This is a genomic window from Vibrio penaeicida, from assembly GCF_002933855.1.
In the GTDB taxonomy this organism is placed as follows: Bacteria; Pseudomonadota; Gammaproteobacteria; order Enterobacterales; family Vibrionaceae; genus Vibrio; species Vibrio penaeicida_A.
This window is the reverse complement of record NZ_BFAQ01000028.1, coordinates 1-21,009: the sequence shown is the minus strand read 5'-3', so window position 1 is coordinate 21,009 and position 21,009 is coordinate 1. Positions and strand designations below refer to the sequence as shown.

Genomic DNA, 21,009 nt, shown 5'->3' with positions numbered 1-21,009 from the left:
TGATAATGTTACTTCAGTAGGTCAGCCATTTTGAGCACCATTTCCGAGGAGCTTTGTGCTGCCAAAGGAAGGAATTCGTCAAAACTCATTGGAGACTCTTTATCCGCAACGTCAGAGATGGCGCGAACAACCACAAACGGAACATTAAATTGGTGACAGGTTTGAGCGATGGCTGCGGCTTCCATTTCTACTGCAATCACCGATGGGAAATTCGTGCGAATAAAAGCCTGGCGTTCTGCGCTGCATACAAAGGCGTCACCCGTGCAAATAAGCCCGCGTACCGCGTGCTTGCCTTCCATTTTTTCTAGAGCTTGCTCAGCAACTGCCATTAGTTTTTCATCGGCAGAAAAACCTGCTGGTTGCCCGGCCATTTGCCCAATTTCATAACCAAAAGCGGTAACATCCGCATCGTGATGGCGAACTTCGGTTGAAATAACAACGTCACCCAAGTTCAGAGAAGAATCAAAACCACCAGCAGAACCGGTATTAATCACAACTTCAGGCTGGTAGATTTCGAGTAATAGTGTGGTACCAACAGAAGCCGCCACTTTGCCAATACCAGACTGCAACAAAACAGCATCCACGCCATTGATTTGACCTGTGTAGAAAACACAACCCGCGCGTGTTTCTTCTTTACAGTGAGTCATTGCTTCTTTCAGGATAGCCACTTCCTGCTGCATGGCGCCGATAATACCGATTTTCATTGGACGTCTCTAAGTTAGTATTCAATTACAGCGGATTGTAGCAGGAAAGTTTTGCAGTCTCTAACCCTGTCTAGGCAATATTTTTTGGCAGTAACATTGGCATAACCTCAAGACCGTTGTGTCGGCAATGGCTTCTTTATCAGCGATCTTGAGGTTTTTGGTTTCCACAACATACCGGCTATGGCTACTTGCTGAATGTTCTTATTGCGCTAGTTTTTTCTGATTGAAGTTGATGGGATAGTGAGCTGTAAGGTATCGGCTAGCTCGTTTAACTGTGCGCCGATTTCGCTGTTATCAAATTGAATATTTTGATGTGGTTTTAGGTCTTGCAAATAAATGGTGGTAACGGGGTTTTTTGAGTCGTAGGAAGAAACGACTTGCGCAGCATTAGCACCTCTCAAGGTTTCAATCATTGCGAGCAGGAGTTGTGAGTTCTTTTCTTTAGAAACTCCAGAGAAATCAAAGGTGACGGTGGCAGCATCACTCAGCTGTTGAAGAGCGTTCTCTGTTTGCTTTTGAATATCACTAGAGGGAGTTGTGTCCATCGTGCCATAGTGTATTACGCCGTTTGAACCATTTAGCTCAGTCGAAACAACCGATACGGGGATTTGCATCGCCTTTTGAATTAACTGGGTTTGTCGTTTTTGAGTTGTTTGGTCAGAGTGTTGTCTAATACCAGCAGAAGCGGAAGCACCAGCATTTGCGGTGTTAAGTATGAGCCGAACAGTATCGGTGTTACTGCGGTCGCCACTGTCCCTGACATACAGCTGAAATTCATAGGTACCTGCCAATGTTGGATTGATGATGGACGCCTTCAACTTGTCGGCATTGAGAATACTTAACTGTTGCGGCCCAGACCGCTGAGTCCAAGAGATGGTTTCAATATCATAGACACTGGGTGATGTTGATGCCGTACCGTTTAGCGCAATGCTACTGACAGGAAGCGTGTGCGCTTGATCATTACCAGCGTTGACGGTTGGCTTCGTGAGTTTTTTTGCCTCATCGGTGTCAACACTGCATCCGACTAACGCGACCATCAAAACTGGAGCGGAAAGCTTTAACCATTTAAACATAATTCATTCCCTTTATTATTCAATGTGTTGATATTGAATGTACCGCTATTGGATTGAATTATCGTTGGTTGAAATGAGACGGTTTGTGTCTAAGTTGGACACAAACCAATTATTGTACAAATGAGGTGTTGATTACGGGGTAATTAAACCTTGATCTAACAAGTTACTGCGAAGTTCGTCCGCGCGTTCTCGGTTTACGCCAAAGTCGGAGTGGCCCGTGCGGGATTCAGAGCGTACGATCAGTTTGTCACCCTCAATTTTGACTTCTAAATCGTCGATGAACCCAAAGAAATCACTGGTGTATTCTATTCGAATGTAAGAGCCATCTTTTACTGCTGTTAGCGAGCCTGGCATTGATAGCGCCACAGATTCAATTTGCTCAATGGTGATATCGCTTGATGCCAAAGTGAAAGGCTGAAGAATAAAGTCTTCACGGTGTTCAAGGGTAGACACGCAGTTAGGGCTATCGCCGCAAGGATGAGAAGTTCTATCTGGAATGGAAACAGGTTCTTGGCTGCAAGCTGAAAGGAAAACTAAAGAGCCTAAAACGACACTGGTGGTTTTCATTGGTGAACTCTCCTTAGAATGAAAAAAGCAAAGAACAACGGCATTCTTTGCTTTTAGAGTAAGTGTTAAGTGTAATGTTGGCGAGTTAAACTTCTAAGAAATCAAGGATTCCTTCCGCGGCTTTTCTGCCTTCATCAATCGCCGTTACCACTAAATCCGATCCTCTTACGGCGTCACCGCCAGCAAAGATCTTCTTATTGGATGTTTGGTATTGAAATTCTTGATCCAACGGCGCCTTGATGCGACCCCATTGATCCAAGTCCACACCAAACGGTTCTAACCAGCTCATTTTGTGTGGTTGGAATCCAAAGGCCATGATCACCGCATCGGCGTCCAGAATGTGTTCGCTTCCCGCGACGGGCTCTGGTCGGCGACGCCCAGCACTATCGGGTTCACCTAGAGCGGTTTTCACCACTTTCACACCCACCACTTTGCCTTCTTTGTTCACTTCAATACCGAGAGGCTGAAGGTTGAACATGAAGTTAACACCTTCTTCTTTGGCATTTTTCACTTCACGACGTGAGCCCGGCATGTTGGCTTCATCGCGGCGGTATGCACACACAACGTTGCTCGCACCTTGGCGAATGGACGTGCGAACACAGTCCATCGCTGTGTCTCCGCCACCGAGAACCACTACGCGCTTGCCCGACATATCGATGTAAGGATCGGTTGTGTCCAGTTCCATCACTTTATACGTGTTAGAAATGAGGAATGGCAACGCATCATAGACGCCAGGCGCTTCTTCGTTTTCTAAGCCTGCGCGCATATTTTTATAGGTGCCCACGCCTAAGAAGACAGCATCGTAATCATCAATGAGTTCTTGAAGTTGTACATCTTTGCCAACTTCTACGTTCATTTTAAATTCGACGCCCATATCACTGAAGATACGACGACGGTTTTCCATTACCCCTTTTTCCAATTTGAAAGAAGGAATGCCAAACGTCAGTAGGCCCCCGATTTCTGGGTAGCGATCAAATACGACTGGCTTTACCCCATTTCGAACCAAAATGTCGGCGGCAGCAAGGCCTGCCGGACCCGCACCAATAATGGCGACTTTTTTGTCCGTCCATTCCACGGCAGACATGTCGGGTTTCCAGCCCATTTCGAAGGCTTTATCGGTGATGTACTTTTCGACGTTACCTATGGTGACTGCACCGAAATCGTCATTAAGCGTACAAGAACCTTCACACAGGCGATCTTGTGGACACACACGCCCACACACTTCGGGTAGGCTATTGGTTTGGTGAGACAGCTCAACCGCTTCTATGATTCTTCCTTCATTGGCAAGCTTGAGCCATTGAGGAATGTAGTTGTGAACGGGGCATTTCCACTCACAGTATGGGTTTCCGCAGTCTAAGCAGCGATCAGCCTGCGCGGTGGCTTGCTGATTGGTGAAGGGTTCGTAGATTTCTACAAACTCGATTTTACGTATCTTAAGCGGCTTTTTAGCCGGATCGACACGTTGAACATCGATAAATTGGTATACGTTCTGGCTCATGAATCTCTCCTACTTACTGTGCCTGAACACGCAACTCAGCTGCGCTGCGACTTTGGTGACCGAGCAAGGTTCTCAAGTCAGAGGCTTGTGGTTTCACAAGGTAGAACTTAGGAATCCATTCGTCGAAATTCGCCAGAATTTCCTCAGCATGTGCCGAGTTGGTTTCGTCCAAATGTTCTGATATCAACCCTCTCAAATGCTCTTGATGGATGTAGAGATCTGAGAGTGATAGAGCTTCAACCGATTCTGTGTTCACACGCCCTTTAAAGTCGTCGTTCGCATCCAGTACATAGGCAAATCCGCCTGTCATACCCGCTCCAAAGTTCACGCCTGTTGCGCCAAGAATGGCAACAACACCTCCCGTCATGTACTCACATGCGTTGTCGCCTGCGCCTTCAATGACAGCAATGGTGCCTGAGTTTCGAACGCCAAAACGCTCGCCAGCTTTACCTGCCGCAAACAGCTTCCCGCCTGTCGCACCGTACAAGCAGGTATTGCCTATTATCGTTGCTTCATTACAGCGGAACGCAGTACCTAAATGTGGCTTGATCGAGATTTTTCCGCCTGCCATGCCTTTACCGACATAGTCATTCGCATCACCAGTCAGGTAGAGTTCAACACCTCCAGCATTCCATACGCCGAAGGACTGCCCAGCGGTGCCATTTAAGTACAACTTAATGGGTTGGGTTGCCATTCCCTGATTACCATATCGCTTGGCGATTTCTCCAGACAAACGTGCGCCTACCGAGCGATCGGTATTAATCACATCGTAGTAAAAGTTAGCACTTTGCTTGGCTTCGACCGCCGCCATGGCATCAGAGATGATTTTTTGATTTAACGCAGCGTTATCAAATGGCGTATTCGGCTCAGTCCAACTGACAGGGTGCCCTTGCGGTGAGATTGGCTTTTCCAAAATTCCCGAAAGGTCGAGCTTGCTTTGTTTTGCCGTCATACCTTGAACGGCTTCAAGCAAGTCGGTGCGCCCTATTAAGTCTGTGAGTTTTTCAACGCCCAGCTCAGCCATGATTTCACGTACTTCTTCGGCAAGCCCTGTGAAGTAGTTGACAACCATATCTGGCAACCCTTTGAAATACTGCTTACGCAGGGTTTCATCCTGAGTAGCAACGCCCGTTGCACAGTTATTTAGGTGACAGATTCGGAGGAACTTACAGCCCATCGCAACCATTGGAGCGGTACCAAAGCCGAAGCTTTCTGCCCCTAAAATGGCGGCTTTCACGACGTCTAAGCCCGTTTTTAGCCCGCCATCCACTTGTAAGCGGATTTTATGGCGTAAGCTATTGGCAACTAATGCTTGCTGAGTTTCTGCAAGCCCCAGTTCCCAAGGACAACCAGCATATTTGACCGACGTTAATGGGCTGGCAGCGGTACCACCGTCGTAACCGGATATGGTAATGAGGTCGGCATACGCTTTGGCAACACCAGTGGCAATGGTGCCGACACCTGGCTCGGAAACCAATTTGACGGAAACCAATGCATTAGGGTTAACCTGTTTAAGATCGAAAATTAGCTGTGCCAAATCTTCGATAGAGTAAATATCGTGGTGAGGTGGTGGCGATATCAGTGTGACACCCTGCACCGAGTAACGCAGTTTGGCAATTTCAGCCGTGACTTTGTGACCCGGAAGCTGACCACCTTCCCCTGGTTTTGCCCCTTGAGCCACTTTGATTTGCAATACGTCCGCATTGGTCAGATAGTGCGGGGTAACGCCAAATCGACCCGATGCCACTTGTTTGATACGTGAATTACGTTCCGTACCAAAGCGACGCGGATCCTCACCGCCTTCCCCGGAGTTTGAGTAGCCGCCTAAGCGATTCATTGCCATGGCTAATGCTTCGTGTGCTTCAGGGCTGAGTGCACCAATCGACATGGCCGCTGAATCGAATCGCTTAAAGAGTTCGGTGTTTGGCTCAATTTTTTCTAGTGGCAGCGCTTTGTCTGCTTTCTTTAGTTTCAATAAGTCACGCAACATGGCGGCAGGACGTTCATTAACCTGCTTAGAAAAGGACTTATAGTCATTGGTTTCACCCGAATTGACCGCCGTTTGCAATGTGCTGACGACATCTGGGTTGTAGGCGTGAAATTCCCCACCGTGGACAAATTTCAGCAATCCACCGTGGTCGATGGGCTTGCGTTTTGCCCATGCTTTACGAGACAGATTGAACACATCTTGTTGGAAATCGCTGAATGAGGCACCTTGGATTCGGCTCGTCACCCCTTTGAAACAAAGATCGACAACATCTTGGTGTAATCCAACGGCTTCAAACAACTGAGAGCAGCGATAGGAGGCGATGGTCGAAATGCCCATTTTGGACATGATCTTGTATAGCCCTTTATTGATGCCATTGCGATAGTTCAGCATCGCTTCTCCGTAGGAGCGTTCCAGTGCACGATCATCAATGGCTTTACCTAAGGCTTCATAAGCTAGATATGGATAAACCGCAGTCGCACCAAAGCCCAGTAATACTGCGAATTGATGAGGATCGCGTGCCGTCGCCGTTTCCACAATAATATTGGCATCACAGCGTAAATTGGCATTGATCAGATGAGTTTGTACCGCACCCACTGCCATTGCAGCCGGAATCGGCAGTTTCCCTTTCTGGATATCACGATCGGATAAAACAACAAGGACGGTGCCTTGACGGACAACGGTTTCAGCTTGCTCGCACAAGTCATGGATGGCTTGCTCTAGCGACTTTTCTTTAGGATCAAAGTTAATGTCTAGAATGGTATTTCGGTAGTGTTCGTCATTCAGTTCAAGCAACTGCAACATATCGGAATACAGCAAAACTGGTGACTCAAAGGCAACTCGGTGTGCGTGACCGTCGGTTTCGCAGAACACATTCATTTCCTGACCCACGCTGGTGGCCAATGACATGACGTGTTTTTCACGAAGTGGATCAATCGGTGGGTTGGTGACCTGTGCAAACTTTTGACGGAAGTAATCCGTTACCAAGCGCTCCTTGGAAGATAAAACAGCCATTGGGGTGTCGTCGCCCATTGAGCCGACGGCTTCTTGCCCCATATCGCCCAGTACACGAAGGACTTGATCGACTTCTTCATTGCTCATTGCAAATTGCTTTTGATAAGTCTTGAGTTCATCGTTATCAAAATTACGTTGACCCACTTCATCGTCTTTTAACTCTGCAAAGGGAGTTAAGCGATGAACGTTGTTTTCCATCCATTCACGATAAGGGTGACGGCTCTTTAGGTCGCTGTCGATCTCAGACGATTGCCAAAGTTTCCCTTTCCGAGTGTCGATAACCAGAAGTTCACCGGGACCAACACGTCCTTTTTCAGAGACTTCATCTGGCGTGTAATCCCATATACCCACTTCTGAAGCGAGCGTAATCAGGTTGTCTTTTGTGATGACATATCGGGCTGGGCGCAAACCATTTCTATCTAAGTTACAGGCAGCGTAACGACCGTCCGATAAAACGATCCCTGCTGGCCCATCCCAAGGCTCCATATGTTTTGAGTTAAAGTCATAAAACGCACGTAGATCTGGGTCCATGTCTGGGTGATTTTGCCACGCAGGTGGAACCAGCATACGCATGGCACGGAACACATCCATACCACCCGCTAAGAACAAGTCCAACATGTTATCTAAGCTGGATGAATCAGAACCCGTTTCATTCACAAATGGCGCGGCACTTTGTAAGTCTGGTAGCAGTGGCGACGAGAACTTGTAAGCACGTGCTCTAGCCCATTGACGGTTACCTTCAATCGTATTGATTTCACCGTTGTGCGCTAAATAGCGGAATGGTTGAGCCAGTGGCCAGCGCGGTTGTGTGTTGGTGGAGAAACGTTGGTGGAACAAGCAAATCGCCGATTCCATACGCAGATCTGCCAAGTCCAAATAGAATCGTGGTAGATCCGCAGGCATGCACAGCCCTTTGTACACGATGACCTGAGTCGATAGGCTACAAATATAAAAATTGTCATCGTCTTGAATTTGTTTTTCAATGCGTCGACGAGCAATATACAAGCGACGTTCAATATCGCGTTCTCGCCAACCTGCTGGGGCTGAGATAAACACTTGCTCGATGTTAGGAACGGACGCATTAGCGATCGGACCTAAAACATCGGTGTTGATGGGAACATCACGCCAACCAACGACAGTGAGTGTTTCTCTTGCTAACTCTTCGTTAATTAAACGTTTGGCTTCTTTTGCTTTTTCTGGGTCTTGGCTAAAGAAAACCATGCCAACCGCATACTGCTTGCCTAGGTTCCAACCTTGTTCTTGGGCGATAATGCGCAGATAAGTATCTGGCTTTTGAAGTAGTAATCCGCAGCCATCACCCGTTTTACCGTCGGCGGCAATACCACCACGGTGAGTCATTCTGTCGAGTGCTGAAATAGCAGTGCGGACGAGTTTGTGACTCGGCTGACCTTCCATATGGGCGATCAAACCGAATCCACAGTTGTCTTTTTCAAGACGAGGATCGTAAAGAGCCATTGCAATTCTCCCTTTGCTTCCTACCTTCCTGGTAAGGGAATTGTGTAACTTATATTTTTATAGTTATGTGGAGTGGCGTAATAATTATAGTTGCCAAACTCTCTATTTTCTTAACATTGCGGTGTCATTTTGTTATCACCAGCTTCACAACCTATAGCTAATGATAGAAAACGTCAAGTTATTGGATATTTGTCGGTATAACTAAGGAAATTTGGTGATTTGCCTCGTTTATTTGTCATGTAAACAATGAGTTAGAATGATGTTTTTAACATTTTATTCACAATTGAAGGCAAAAAAATGCCAGCAACAAATGTTGCTGGCAAAGTTCAGGAAGGAGTTGGCAAAGCAACGTATCGCTTTGCCTATTTTTATACTGAAAGCATCAGCGAATCGGCTTTTGCTTCTAAATTGGTGTTGCCCATTAAATGTTCATCAATAGCGCGAGCAGATTCGCGCCCTTCATTGATACAACGAACCACTAATGACTGCCCAGTACGCATATCACCTGCAGCAAATACACCTTTTTGGTTCGTTTGGAAATCTTGAGTAGCAACGTTACCACGCTCATCAAGCTTGATATCCAATTGCGCAAGAATACCGGTTGGTTCTGGGTGCAAGAAACCCATGGCCAAGAAAGCCAAATCACATGGAATCACGCGTTCACTACCAGCAACTTCATCAAATGATGGGCGCTCACCAGGTTTGGCGTCCTGCCATACGATATCGGCAATGCGTAAACCTGTTACTTGACCTTCATCGTCACCGACAAATTCTTTGGTCAGGATATTCCAGTGGCGGTCACAGCCTTCTTCATGAGATGTCGAAGTACGCATGATCATCGGGTATTGAGGCCATGGCATGTTTACAGGGCGCTTCTCTGGTGGAATCGGCATGATTTCAACCTGAGTGATGCTCGCCGCTTTGTGACGGTTAGAAGTTCCCACACAGTCAGAACCTGTATCACCACCACCTATCACGACAACGTTTTTGCCTTTAGCGTGAATTTCTTTGGTTTTCAGATCCATGTCGTTTGCACGGCGGTTGTTCTGACCTAAGAACTCCATCGCAAAGTGCACGCCTTTCAGTTCACGACCCGGTACTGGCAAATCGCGTGGCACAGTAGAACCACCCGTTAGCAATACCACATCGAAGTCTTGACGAAGTTGCACTGCGTTGATGTCGACACCGATGTGCGCGTTTACAACAAACTTGATGCCCGCTTTTTCCATTAAATCGATTTTACGATCAATAACAGACATGCTGAGTTTGAAGTCAGGAATACCAAAGCGCAGTAAGCCACCCACTTTTTCATCACGTTCGAATACCGTGACTAAGTGACCCGCACTGTTTAGCTGTTCTGCAGCAGATAGACCAGCAGGACCACTGCCGATGATTGCCACAGTTTTACCCGTACGTGAACGCGGTGTTTTCGGTTTGGCATAACCTTCCCGATACGCTGTTTCAACGATGGTTTTCTCGATGTTACAGATGGTGATTGGATCTTGGTTAATACCCAATACACACGAGCTCTCACAAGGAGCAGGGCATACGCGGCCGGTAAATTCTGGGAAATTGTTGGTGGAACTTAGAATGTTCCACGCTTCTTCCCAGCTGTCGCGAAAGACCGCATCATTGAATTCAGGAATGATGTTGCCAATAGGGCAGCCGTTATGACAAAACGGCACACCACAATCCATACAGCGAGAAGCTTGAGTATTGATTTTGGTTCCGAACTCTTCGTTCAGCACAAACTCTTTGTTGTTTTCAATTCGAACGCTTGGATCGAGCTTTCTTGGAAGCTCACGACCATGCTCTAAAAATCCAGTAGGCTTACCCATTATACTGCCTCCACTTCTTCTTTCTGTTCTGCTTCCGCTTTACGCTTTTGAAGTACCGCTTTGTAATCGCGCGGCATAACTTTCACCATAGTGGTTAAGCTTGCTTCAAAGTTATCAAGGAAAGACTGAGCAACTTCACTTCCTGTGAATTCAACGTGCTTGGTCAGCATGTTGAGTAGCAGGTCTTTGTCTTCTTGTTCAATTGGGTCCAAATCGACCAGTTCAGCATTCAGCTTGGTTTCGAAATCACCTGCTGTATCCCAAACGTAAGCGACACCGCCGCTCATGCCTGCCGCGAAGTTACGACCTGTAGAGCCAAGAATAACGGCTGTACCACCTGTCATGTATTCACAACCGTGGTCACCTACACCTTCAACGACTACCTTGGCACCAGAGTTACGAACACAGAAACGTTCACCTGCTAGACCACGAATGTAGGATTCACCGGAGGTTGCACCGTAGAAACATACGTTACCTACAACGATGTTGTCTTCCGCGACAATGCTGGATTTTGAATCTGGATAAAGGACTAACGTACCGCCAGATAAGCCTTTACCCCAGTAATCGTTCGCATCACCTTCCACTTCGAATTTCACACCCTTCGCAAGGAATGCGCCAAACGACTGACCGGCACTACCGTTGAACTTAACGTTCATTGGCTGAGGTAACCCTTGGTCTTTGTAGACTTTGGATATTTCATTGGAAAGCATGGTGCCTGCACTGCGATCGGTGTTGATGATAGGCAGTGTTGCACTGACTGGTTCACCGAATTCTAAAGCTGGCTGTGCCAGTTTAATTAGCTGGCGATCCAGTACTTCTTCCAAGTTGTGGTTTTGCTCTTTCTGGTTGTAAACACCGTCTTCTTCGCGCGCTTGCTCAATGTGCAAGACAGGAGAAAGGTCTAGGTTTTTGTATTTCCAGTGAGCGATGTTTTCACGTACTTTCAATTTGTGAGACTGACCTACCATTTCAGCGATAGAGCGGAAACCAAGTTCAGCCATAATCTCACGTAAGCCTTCTGCCATGTATTGGAAGAAAGTCACGACGTCTTCTACGCGACCATCAAAGCGCTCACGTAGCGTTTTGTTTTGTGTTGCGATACCAACTGGGCAAGTGTTCTTATGACACTTACGCATCATGATACAACCTTCTACAACAAGAGCGGCTGTCGCCACGCCCCATTCTTCAGCGCCGAGAAGTGTCGCCATGGCTAAATCACGAGGGGTTTTCATCTGGCCATCAGACTGAACCACGATGCGGTTACGCAAACCATTCTTAAGAAGGGTTTGGTGCGTTTCTGCCAAGCCCAATTCCCACGGTAGACCTGTGTGACGAATTGAAGACATCGGTGAAGCACCTGTACCACCATCGAATCCGGCAATGAGAACGACATCAGCTTTGGCTTTAGCAACACCAGAGGCAATCGTCCCCACACCTGCTTCAGAAACCAGCTTAACGTTCACGCGACCTTTTCGGTTGGCGTTTTTCAGATCGTAAATGAGCTGTGCCAAATCTTCGATAGAGTAGATATCGTGGTGTGGTGGTGGTGAAATTAGACCAACTCCTGGAGTAGAGTGGCGAGTAGCACCAATCCAATCATCGACTTTGTCACCAGGGAGTTGTCCACCTTCACCAGGCTTCGCACCTTGCGCCATCTTGATTTGGATTTCGTCAGCGTTAGTTAAGTAGTATGACGTTACACCGAAACGACCCGATGCCACCTGCTTGATAGCAGAGCGTTCCCAGTCGCCATTTTTCTTACGCTCGAAACGCGCAGGATCTTCACCACCTTCACCGGAGTTCGATTTCGCACCAATGCGGTTCATCGCTACGGCTAGTGTGGAGTGCGCTTCGTATGAGATAGAACCGAAAGACATCGCACCTGTCGCAAAGCGTTTTAGGATACTTTCGATAGACTCTACTTCTTCCAGAGGAATCGATCCTGCTGGGTTTTTAATGAAGTCTAGCTGGCTACGCAGTGTTGCTGCGTCATCGCCTTGGTCATCGACCGCTTTCGCGTATTGTTTGAACTGGTCAAAATCTTTGTTTCGTGTCGATTGCTGAAGCAAAGAGATGGTCTCAGGGTTGAACAGGTGCTTTTCACCACGCTGTTTCCACTGATAAACCCCACCTACGTCCAGTACTTGCACTGGGATCTCACGTGTTGGGTAACCTACGCGGTGACGAACCAATACTTCTTTGGCAATGTCATCGATAGTTAAACCTTCGATACGTGTAACCGTACCTGTGAAGTATTTTTCTACGACAGATTTGCTAATCCCCAGCGCTTCGAAGATTTGTGCGCCGTGGTATGACTGCAATGTAGAGATACCCATCTTAGAGAAGATCTTGAGCAAGCCACCATTGACGCCTTTGCGGTAGTTTTCGAATAAAACATCCGAAGGCGTTTCAGGATCAAGCTTACGCTTCTTCTGAAGGTCAACAATGGTTTCTGTTACCAAGTATGGGTTTACGGCATTTGCACCGTAGCCACATAGGGTTGCAAAGTGGTGTGTTTCACGCGCATCACCTGTTTCTACCACGATGTCACACTTCGCACGTAACCCTTTACGGATTAAGTGGTGGTGAACAGCACCAACGGCCAGCATTGCTGGGATAGCTGCGTGGTTAGAGTTAACAGCACGGTCAGTCAGTAGGATGATCGAGTAGCCATCAATTACGGCATCTTCTGCGTATTGGCAAATGCGCTTCAATGCTCGCTCAAGCTTGCCTTCTTCTTCGCTTGCTCTGAATACGATGTCGAGTGTTTTAGCTTGTAAGTGCTCATTATCGATAGCACGCAGTTTTTCAAGCTCGGCATTCGACAGAACAGGGGATTCCAGTTCTACTTTCTGACAGTGCTCAGGGGTTTCTGCTAGCAGGTTTTGGTCTTTACCTAGGTAGGTATTCAAAGACATCACCATACGTTCACGGATTGGATCGATTGGTGGGTTTGTTACCTGAGCAAAAAGCTGCTTAAAGTAGTTAGATAAGTGCTGCGATTGATGTGATAGCACAGCCAGCGGCCAGTCGGCACCCATAGCACTCAGCGGTTCTTTACCGTCTTTTGCCATCGGTACGATGATTTCGTTGACTTCTTCTGAGCTCACTCCAAACGCTTGTTGATGATGCATCAAGCGCTCTGAACTTGGCTGGTGGTGTTTGTTCCCCGCTTCTGGTAGTCCTTTTAGGCTCAGAAGGTTGTCTTCCACCCACTGCTCATAAGGCTGTGCATTGGCAATGCCATCTTTCACTTCTTCATCAGAAATGATGCGACCTTGTTCTAGATCGGCAACGAAGATACGACCAGGTTGTAAGCGACCACGGAATTCGACGTTCTCTGGTTCGATTTCAACCACACCAGATTCTGATGCCATGACTAGGAAGTCGTCTTTGGTTACTGTGTAGCGCGAAGGACGTAAGCCGTTACGGTCAAGTGTTGCACCAACTTGGACACCATCGGTGAAACAAACGGAAGCCGGACCATCCCAAGGTTCCATGATATTGGCATGGTACTGGTAAAACGCGCGGCGCGTTGGGTCCATATTTTTGTTTTCTTGCCAAGCTTCTGGGATCATCATCATAAGAGCATGAGGCAAGCTACGACCAGAAAGAACTAGGAGCTCAAGCGCCATATCAAAGTTAGATGAATCTGAGCTACCTTCTTGACAGATAGGCAGCAGCATGTCGATTTCTGCCTGAGTAAACAGGTCAGATTCCAAAATGGCTTCACGCGCTTTCATCCAGTTAAGGTTGCCACGAACGGTGTTGATCTCACCATTGTGTGCAATGTAACGGAAAGGTTGAGCCAGTCGCCATCTTGGGAAAGTATTGGTAGAGAAGCGAGAGTGTACCAATGCCAGCGCAGTAACCATTGTTGGGTTTTGCAGATCCAAGAAGTACTGAGGTACCTGTTCTGTGGTTAGCTGTCCTTTGTAGACAATGGTTTTGTACGACATGGAGTTGATGTAAAAATCATCTCCAATGTTCGACACACTTTCTAGGCAGACACGAACGGTGTAGTTTCTTAGAACATAAAGCTTACGCTCTAGTTCTTCTGGCGTAGTGCCTGGGCCGCCAGTAACAAAGACGTGCTCAAACTGAGGTTCAGTGCTAAGAGGATCGGCACCAATCATGGAGTTATCGACAGGGAGAATACGGTAACCTAGAACTTCAAGATCTAAGCGCTTTGCATTACGTTCAAGGATATCTCGGCATTGTGCACGTTTGTGCTCATCTTTAGGGAAGAGGACAACACCCGCACCGTATTTTTCAAACGAAGGCAATTTAATGCCAAGCTTAACCGTTTCTTCCAACAGGAATTCGTGTGGCTTCTGCAGTAAAATACCAGCACCGTCACCCGAACACGGATCACAACCCTGACCGCCGCGGTGTTCCATGCGAGCAAGCATATCAAGCGCCTGCGTCACTACATCATGAGATTTACGGTTTTTTAGGTGAGCAACAAAACCGATACCACAAGCGTCGTGCTCCAATTCAGGAGTGTACAGACCTTGTGTCTTTTGCTCTCTATCTACCATAGATACTTCCTTCCAGTTTATTACGGGCACGGGTTACTCGCGTAAACGCACCAGTTCCTTTTAATTATGAAATCGAAACCATCTATGTTGATGGCCTGAATCCTTTCTGTTCTTCGCGGAAATATAATTAGCGAAGATAACTAATCCTTGGTGATATCCATTATGGTTTGCCTGATTTGTAGGCATTTGTGTTGGAGGGAATGGATATCTTCCGATTTATTCGCGCTCTTTTATTGGCCGACATTGCTCAAAAAAACGTGATTTGTGTAACTATCCTACATTTTTGTAATAGTAAATTCCATCCAAACTTAACGCAGAATGTGTGTTTTTTCAGCTGATTTATGCAGTTTTCGGTTAACAAAACGATAACATCTGCAAAAAATCCTGTATTTTCTGCATCTTTATTGATTTTTGTTCGTAATTCATCTTTTTCGTGCTTCTACAATTTGGTGATAATTTTCGGTGATATGTAATTAAATTACATAAATGAGAATGATTCTCGTTTGATGTTTTTTCGTTCATATGACACAGGTTTTTCGATCTTAAAGAAGATTCTTTTGTAGAGGTATTAACTAATAGCCATGAAACAATTGCACGAGTCGGTCAATACGTTGGGGCAAGATCTACAGCGGAGATATAGTGAGAAAGTTCATAAACTGACATTGCATGGTGGTTTTAATTGCCCAAACCGAGATGGAACGATTGGTCGAGGAGGCTGCACTTTTTGCAATGTGGCTTCGTTTGCAGATGAGCAAGCTCAAGTTAAGAGCATCAAAGAGCAACTCGCAGACAGAGCGGGTGAAATAAGCCGCGCTAAAAAGTACTTGGCCTATTTCCAAGCGTACACCAGCACGTATGCTGAAGTACAAGTGTTACGCAGTATGTATGAAGAGGCGCTGGAACAAGCGGATATTGTGGGTTTGTGTGTGGGAACCCGACCGGACTGCGTACCAGATGCCGTGCTGGAATTATTAACCGAATACTTGAGTAAAGGCTATGAAATCTGGCTGGAACTTGGATTGCAGACGGCAAACAACAACACGCTGAAACGGATAAACCGAGGGCATGATTTTGAGTGCTACTCGCGTATTACTCAAAAAGCACGTCAGCTGGGTATCAAAGTGTGTACTCATCTTATTGTCGGGCTGCCAGGAGAAGGTCAATCGGATTGCATAGAGACCATTGAAAAAGTTGTCGATGTGGGCACAGACGGTATTAAGCTTCACCCTCTGCATATTGTAGACGGAAGTATCATGGCTAAAAGTTGGCAGGCTGGAAGGCTTGCAGCGCCAGAACTTGAATGGTACGTGGATATTGCGTCTGAGATGATTCGCCGTACACCACCTGAGGTTGTCTACCATAGAGTGTCAGCAACCGCGAGAAGGCCAACTTTACTGGCTCCGATGTGGTGTGAACAGCGCTGGCTGGCGATGACTGAAATTGGGCACAATCTGGATAAACTAGGCGCACAAGGAAGTTTACTTAACCAACCTTATGAATTTGTTGATCCCAAACGGTTAGTTGAATAATTCATTTAAGCGCTCATTCCCCTATTTGTGTACAATCTGGACGGGCAATCAAGAGCGACGATCACGATGGAAGAATTTATTCACTGGCTTTGGGATAACACCCACGGGTTTGGTATCGATATTTTCGCGATATTGGTGGGATCCAGCCTGGCAATTGGTGCGAAGTTGTATTTTCAAAGGCAACTCAATGAGCTGATTCAAAGTACCCCAACGGCCATGATTGCCATCGACGCACATAGTGGCAAGCTACTTGATGCGAATACGGAAGCTCTTCAACTTTTGGCCATTAGGCGAGTAGGGGAGCAATACCTTTTCCCTAATTCGGTTTCCTCAACCGATTTGCTCCATCTATTGAATGACGCGTTTGATGACCAGCGCAAGAATCTATCCTATCGATTTTCTGTTTCACAACATCATGAAGTGAACACCACCTTATCGGGACGAAAAACAGCTTATTTAGGGAAGAAAGCTTGGATTTTGTACTTAACACCTTATCAATCGACCGAAAGTGAGCTTGATGAAAAGCAGCAAGATTTGCTGATTTCAAAGCGGGTCTTGGATTCCATCTCGCAGCCAGTTTTTTATACAGATAAAAATGGGGAGCTGATCGGGAACAATAGAGCGTTCGATCTTTTTTGGAAAGGAAGGTCAAGTGAAGGCACTAAAAGTGCGAAACAGCTGAGCCAGCAAAAGCACGGTCAGCAGCGCTGGACAACGTCTTCAGATGGGCATGCCTGCCTGTTAGAGACTCATATAAAAATGCTAACCGATGAAAACGGCGATGTGATAGGCAGTATCGGTATTAGTCTTGATGTGACCGACTGGCATAACAGCCAGCAAATATTGCGCGATGAAATGGAGCGCAGTAAAGACACTGAAATTGCCCTCGCACAGCGTGACACGATATTGCAATCGATATTAGAAGCCAGCCCCGATCCGATTGGTTTATTCAACCAAAATCGAATTTATGAAGCCTGTAATCAGCCTTATGTTGAAGCTCTTGGGGTCGCAACACCTAATGATTTGATTGGCAAGCGAGTGGAAGAGGTCGTTTCTCGCAAAGCTTACATGCGCTACAAAGACAGCGACGACAGAGTAATGCAGGAAGGTACATCACTACGCTATATCGATCGCATCGAACACAGTAATGGTGATGTTACATGGTACGACGTAGTTAAAGCGCCCTATCGGAACCCAGCATCGGGTACAAACGGTGTTCTGGTCATGGCGCGAGATGTATCAGAACGATTTATAGTGGAAGAGCAACTAGAAAAGGCGAATCGCGAACTGGAAAAACTGAGCTTCATTGACGGTCTAACAAAAGTAGCGAACCGCCGACGTTTCGATGAACAACTAGAGCTGCTATGGCGTTTACACGTTCGTCAGCACAAGCCTCTGACCGTCATGTTGTGCGACGTAGACCATTTTAAAGACTATAACGACAACTATGGTCATCAAAAGGGCGACTCTGCTTTAATTGCCCTAGCTTCTACTTTCGAAAAGGTACTCTCTCGATCTTCTGACTGTGTTGCGCGATATGGTGGAGAAGAATTTGCATTTATTCTGCCAGACACAACTTCGGAAGGGGCGAAGCGAGTTGCAGAAAACATTCATCACTACGTTCATGAATTGAATATTGTTCATGAACACTCCAGTGTAGCGGATCGCATTACTTTAAGTATCGGCATCGTGTCATACATTCCAGCGATATCAGAAGTACCTAGTCAATTGGTGGCTATGGCAGACCAAGCGTTATACAAAGCCAAGCAGAAGGGGCGAAATCAGTCTCAATTTGTTTGAATTCATTGTTTTAGCGTGGATGTGAAGCATCAATAAGAATCTTTTTTTGGCTGTCGTTACAATACAAGCTTCTGTCACGCTGCCACTCTCATTTTATACGGAGCTTTCATGAAGCCGATGAAAAACTTGGCGCAATACTATGTCGACTTATTGGTCAAATTAGGGATTGTGCGTTTCTCTATTCTTTTGGCATTAGCCCTAGTTGCTCTCGCGGTATTTGTTCAGGTAGGAATTACACTTGCCCTTCAAGGCACCGTCGATAATATCGATATTGTTCGCTCCGTTTTTTTTGGCTTGGTGATCACACCATGGGCGGTCTATTTCCTTTCTGTGGTGGTGGATCAATTGGAAGAGTCTCGGCAGCGCCTTTCCAAGCTAGTATCCAAACTCAAAGATATGCGTTCGCGCGATCAGGAGCTGAATCAACAGCTTCAAGAAAACATCTTGCAGCTCAACCTAGAAATAGAAGAAAGACAAAAAGTCGAAGTCGCACGCGAGCAATTGCTCACCGATATGGAAAATGAAGTCTTCCAAAGAGAAAAAGCGCAAGTGGAATTGGCTGAAAGAACCGCGTTACTTCGCTCCTTTATTGATGCGTCTCCCGACTTGATTTACTACCGCAACGCCAAAGGGGAGTTCTCTGGTTGTAACCGTGCAATGGAAGATCTAACAGGTAAGCGCGAACACGATCTGGTTGGTTTGACACCTTGGGACGTATACAGCAAGGAAGTCGCACAGCAAGTTGTGGAAACCGACGAGCAAGTTTTTTCGCACAACAACTCACTCACTTACGAGCAGTGGCTGGAATACCCCGATGGCAAAAAAGCGTATTTTGAATTGCGAAAGGTGCCGTTTTACAGCAAAGAGGGCAAACACCTCGGCTTGGTTGGATTTGGTCGTGATATCACTGAGCGGAAAAAATACCAAGATGCGTTAGAAAAAGCGAGTCAGGACAAAACCACGTTTATTTCGACAATAAGCCATGAACTGCGTACCCCATTGAACGGTATTGTTGGTTTAAGTCGAATGTTACTGGATACCAAGCTATCTCAAGAGCAGCGCCAATACATGCAAACCATCAATGTATCTGCAGTCAGTTTAGGCAACATATTCAATGACATCATTGATATGGATAAATTTGATCGTCGCAAATTGGAGCTGTTCCCTAAACCTTTGGACTTTACCGAATTCGTTTTAGAAATTGAAAGCCTGTCGAGCCTGATGGCAGAACAGAAAGGGCTTCGTTTCGATTTAGAAAGGTTAACGGATTTACCATCGGGCATTGATGTGGATGCCACTCGCCTTCGCCAAGTACTGTGGAACTTAATCAGCAACGCCATGAAATTCACGAAAGAAGGCGGCGTGGTGATGAGTGTGAGTGCAGAAACATTCACTGATCAGGCTGATATTGTTATCGAAATCGAAGATACAGGTATAGGCATTCCTGAAGCGGAACTAGAGAAAATATTTGCGATGTATTACCAAGTGAAATCGGGCAAAGACAACTTACACGCTGTTGGAACAGGCATTGGCTTAGCGGTATCTCATCAACTAATTAACATGATGGGAGGCGATATTGTTGCATCAAGTGAAGAAGGGTTTGGAAGCACCTTTACCGTTACGTTAAAAGCACCGTTAGTCGAGATAGACCCTCAAGAGTCAGTTGTTGCGCCAAGTCCCGACCGCCATTTACGAATCTTCATGGTCGAAGATATCGAGCTGAATGTTACCGTCGCTCGTTCATTACTTGAAAGCCTTGGACACAGCGTAGAAGTCGCGATGACGGGTGAAGAAGCGATCGCTATGTTTAAGCCAAGCGACTTCGATTTGGTTTTGTTGGACATTCAACTACCGGACATGACTGGGTTTGATGTCGCGGCATACTTCAGAGATCATTATGAACGACTTCCTCCACTCGTTGCTCTCACGGCCAACGTGTTGAAGGATAAAGATGAGTATTTCCAAAATGGAATGGATGAAGTGATCAGCAAACCATTGTCAGTGAAAGGCATCAAAAAAGCGCTGTCACTTTCTGATTTTTCTTCCAGTAATGTTGAAAGCGAATGTAAAGAAGAACAAGAAGTTAGTGCCTCTGCTGAAACACAGATAACGAATCAAATCTTAGACCTGGAAATGCTAGAATCCTACGTTGGGATAGTGGGGACAGGTCCAGTATTTGACAGCATTAAATTGTTTGAAGATATGATGCCTAGCTACATGGATGTATTGGATTCCAATATGACGGCGAAGGATCAGGCTGGCATTGTATCTGAAGCACATAAAATCAAAGGAGCGGCGGGCTCCATTGGTTTAAAGCACATTCAAGGTGTGGCACAAAAAGCACAATCACCAGAGCTGGCAGCATGGTGGGAAAATATACACGATTGGGTAGAAGAGATTCGCAATGGTTATCAACCTGATATCAATATTCTTAAAGCGTGGTTAGAAAACGAAAAAGGAAAATAAAATGAAAAAGCTTGCCTTAATGGCGGTATTGGCTGTGGCTGGGTGTGCACAACAAGATAGAGATGCTAATCAAGTGCCTTGGGATAAAAGCACAGCGCAAGAGAGCATCGCTGGTGCAACTGTGCGAATGACGGTGAACCTCTGGTTAAACAAAATGCCTGGTATTGATGGTGAACAAGGGCTATTACTTCACGGTTCTCTTTATTTAGAAGGACGTGAAGATTTACCAGCGGATTTGGATGCTAGTGCTCTGATCATAAAACAGGGCGACTTAATACAATGGGTCGCTTTGGAAAGCATTGACGTACGTAACCATAGCGGCAATCGTTGGGAAGTTGCATTTAGCACAGATATGCCATTGAGTGAAGCTGATGATGTGGATGTCGGATTGCAACTGGCTGATACAGAAAACACGTACTGGCTAACGCAAGAAAAAGTGAAAGTGGACAGCGTTTACTAAGAGATAGAACGTGCATACAAAAAAAGCCGATGGAATTTGAACTGACCCCATAAAGT

The 21,009-nt window shown here is 46.2% G+C and carries 11 protein-coding genes; 4 read left to right on the top strand and 7 right to left on the bottom strand.

Translation table 11 applies throughout. From position 1 onward, the window contains the following. Positions 1–8 precede the first annotated feature (8 nt). From mtnN to gltB (VPNCDNU1_RS15980), 7 genes are all read right to left on the bottom strand, one after another. On the bottom strand, positions 9–704 hold the full coding sequence (mtnN, locus tag VPNCDNU1_RS16010; protein WP_104401259.1) for a 5'-methylthioadenosine/S-adenosylhomocysteine nucleosidase: 696 nt from the start codon (positions 702–704) through the stop codon (positions 9–11). 209 nt (positions 705–913) lie between these two features. Then, positions 914–1,777, bottom strand: coding sequence for a PKD domain-containing protein (locus VPNCDNU1_RS16005; protein ID WP_104401258.1), 864 nt, complete (start codon positions 1,775–1,777; stop codon positions 914–916). 132 nt (positions 1,778–1,909) lie between these two features. Next, positions 1,910–2,344 carry a DUF1499 domain-containing protein gene (locus tag VPNCDNU1_RS16000; RefSeq protein ID WP_104401257.1) on the bottom strand — a complete coding sequence of 145 codons (435 nt, stop codon included), beginning with the start codon at positions 2,342–2,344 and terminating at the stop codon, positions 1,910–1,912. A gap of 85 nt (positions 2,345–2,429) precedes the next feature. Beyond that, on the bottom strand, positions 2,430–3,842 hold the full coding sequence (locus tag VPNCDNU1_RS15995; protein WP_104401256.1) for an FAD-dependent oxidoreductase: 1,413 nt from the start codon (positions 3,840–3,842) through the stop codon (positions 2,430–2,432). Positions 3,843–3,855: 13 nt separating this feature from the next. Then, complete coding sequence (gltB, locus tag VPNCDNU1_RS15990; RefSeq protein ID WP_104401255.1) at positions 3,856–8,319, bottom strand: glutamate synthase large subunit; 4,464 nt, start codon at positions 8,317–8,319, stop codon at positions 3,856–3,858. A 368-nt stretch (positions 8,320–8,687) separates the two neighbouring features. Further along, positions 8,688–10,157 carry a glutamate synthase subunit beta gene (locus tag VPNCDNU1_RS15985; protein WP_104401254.1) on the bottom strand — a complete coding sequence of 490 codons (1,470 nt, stop codon included), beginning with the start codon at positions 10,155–10,157 and terminating at the stop codon, positions 8,688–8,690. Beyond that, the gene (gene gltB / locus VPNCDNU1_RS15980; RefSeq protein ID WP_104401253.1) at positions 10,157–14,698 is read right to left on the bottom strand and encodes a glutamate synthase large subunit; all 4,542 of its coding nucleotides are present in this window, start codon (positions 14,696–14,698) and stop codon (positions 10,157–10,159) included. The genes VPNCDNU1_RS15985 and gltB (VPNCDNU1_RS15980) overlap by 1 nt, the downstream gene beginning before the upstream one ends. A gap of 581 nt (positions 14,699–15,279) precedes the next feature. Between gltB (VPNCDNU1_RS15980) and VPNCDNU1_RS15975 the strand changes: the two genes are divergently transcribed. From VPNCDNU1_RS15975 to VPNCDNU1_RS15960, 4 genes are all read left to right on the top strand, one after another. Continuing rightward, positions 15,280–16,227 carry a TIGR01212 family radical SAM protein gene (locus tag VPNCDNU1_RS15975; protein ID WP_104401252.1) on the top strand — a complete coding sequence of 316 codons (948 nt, stop codon included), beginning with the start codon at positions 15,280–15,282 and terminating at the stop codon, positions 16,225–16,227. Positions 16,228–16,293: 66 nt separating this feature from the next. Next, positions 16,294–18,027: a sensor domain-containing diguanylate cyclase gene (locus VPNCDNU1_RS15970; RefSeq protein WP_104401251.1), complete on the top strand. Its 1,734-nt coding sequence runs from the start codon at positions 16,294–16,296 to the stop codon at positions 18,025–18,027. 108 nt (positions 18,028–18,135) lie between these two features. Further along, the gene (gene arcB, locus VPNCDNU1_RS15965) at positions 18,136–20,493 is read left to right on the top strand and encodes an aerobic respiration two-component sensor histidine kinase ArcB (protein ID WP_104401250.1); all 2,358 of its coding nucleotides are present in this window, start codon (positions 18,136–18,138) and stop codon (positions 20,491–20,493) included. Position 20,494: 1 nt separating this feature from the next. Further along, positions 20,495–20,953 carry a hypothetical protein gene (locus tag VPNCDNU1_RS15960; protein ID WP_104401249.1) on the top strand — a complete coding sequence of 153 codons (459 nt, stop codon included), beginning with the start codon at positions 20,495–20,497 and terminating at the stop codon, positions 20,951–20,953. Positions 20,954–21,009 lie beyond the last annotated feature (56 nt).

What these genes read in the sequence shown, in the direction of transcription:
- VPNCDNU1_RS15975 (WP_104401252.1), top strand. Translation starts at nt 15,280, where the DNA reads ATGAAACAATTGCACGAGTCGGTCAATACGTTGGGGCAAGATCTACAG.
- VPNCDNU1_RS15970 (WP_104401251.1), top strand. Translation starts at nt 16,294, where the DNA reads ATGGAAGAATTTATTCACTGGCTTTGGGATAACACCCACGGGTTTGGT.
- gltB (WP_104401255.1), bottom strand. Translation starts at nt 8,319, where the DNA reads ATGGCTCTTTACGATCCTCGTCTTGAAAAAGACAACTGTGGATTCGGT.
- mtnN (WP_104401259.1), bottom strand. Translation starts at nt 704, where the DNA reads ATGAAAATCGGTATTATCGGCGCCATGCAGCAGGAAGTGGCTATCCTG.
- VPNCDNU1_RS16000 (WP_104401257.1), bottom strand. Translation starts at nt 2,344, where the DNA reads ATGAAAACCACCAGTGTCGTTTTAGGCTCTTTAGTTTTCCTTTCAGCT.
- VPNCDNU1_RS15995 (WP_104401256.1), bottom strand. Translation starts at nt 3,842, where the DNA reads ATGAGCCAGAACGTATACCAATTTATCGATGTTCAACGTGTCGATCCG.
- VPNCDNU1_RS16005 (WP_104401258.1), bottom strand. Translation starts at nt 1,777, where the DNA reads ATGTTTAAATGGTTAAAGCTTTCCGCTCCAGTTTTGATGGTCGCGTTA.
- VPNCDNU1_RS15985 (WP_104401254.1), bottom strand. Translation starts at nt 10,157, where the DNA reads ATGGGTAAGCCTACTGGATTTTTAGAGCATGGTCGTGAGCTTCCAAGA.
- gltB (WP_104401253.1), bottom strand. Translation starts at nt 14,698, where the DNA reads ATGGTAGATAGAGAGCAAAAGACACAAGGTCTGTACACTCCTGAATTG.
- VPNCDNU1_RS15960 (WP_104401249.1), top strand. Translation starts at nt 20,495, where the DNA reads ATGAAAAAGCTTGCCTTAATGGCGGTATTGGCTGTGGCTGGGTGTGCA.
- arcB (WP_104401250.1), top strand. Translation starts at nt 18,136, where the DNA reads ATGAAGCCGATGAAAAACTTGGCGCAATACTATGTCGACTTATTGGTC.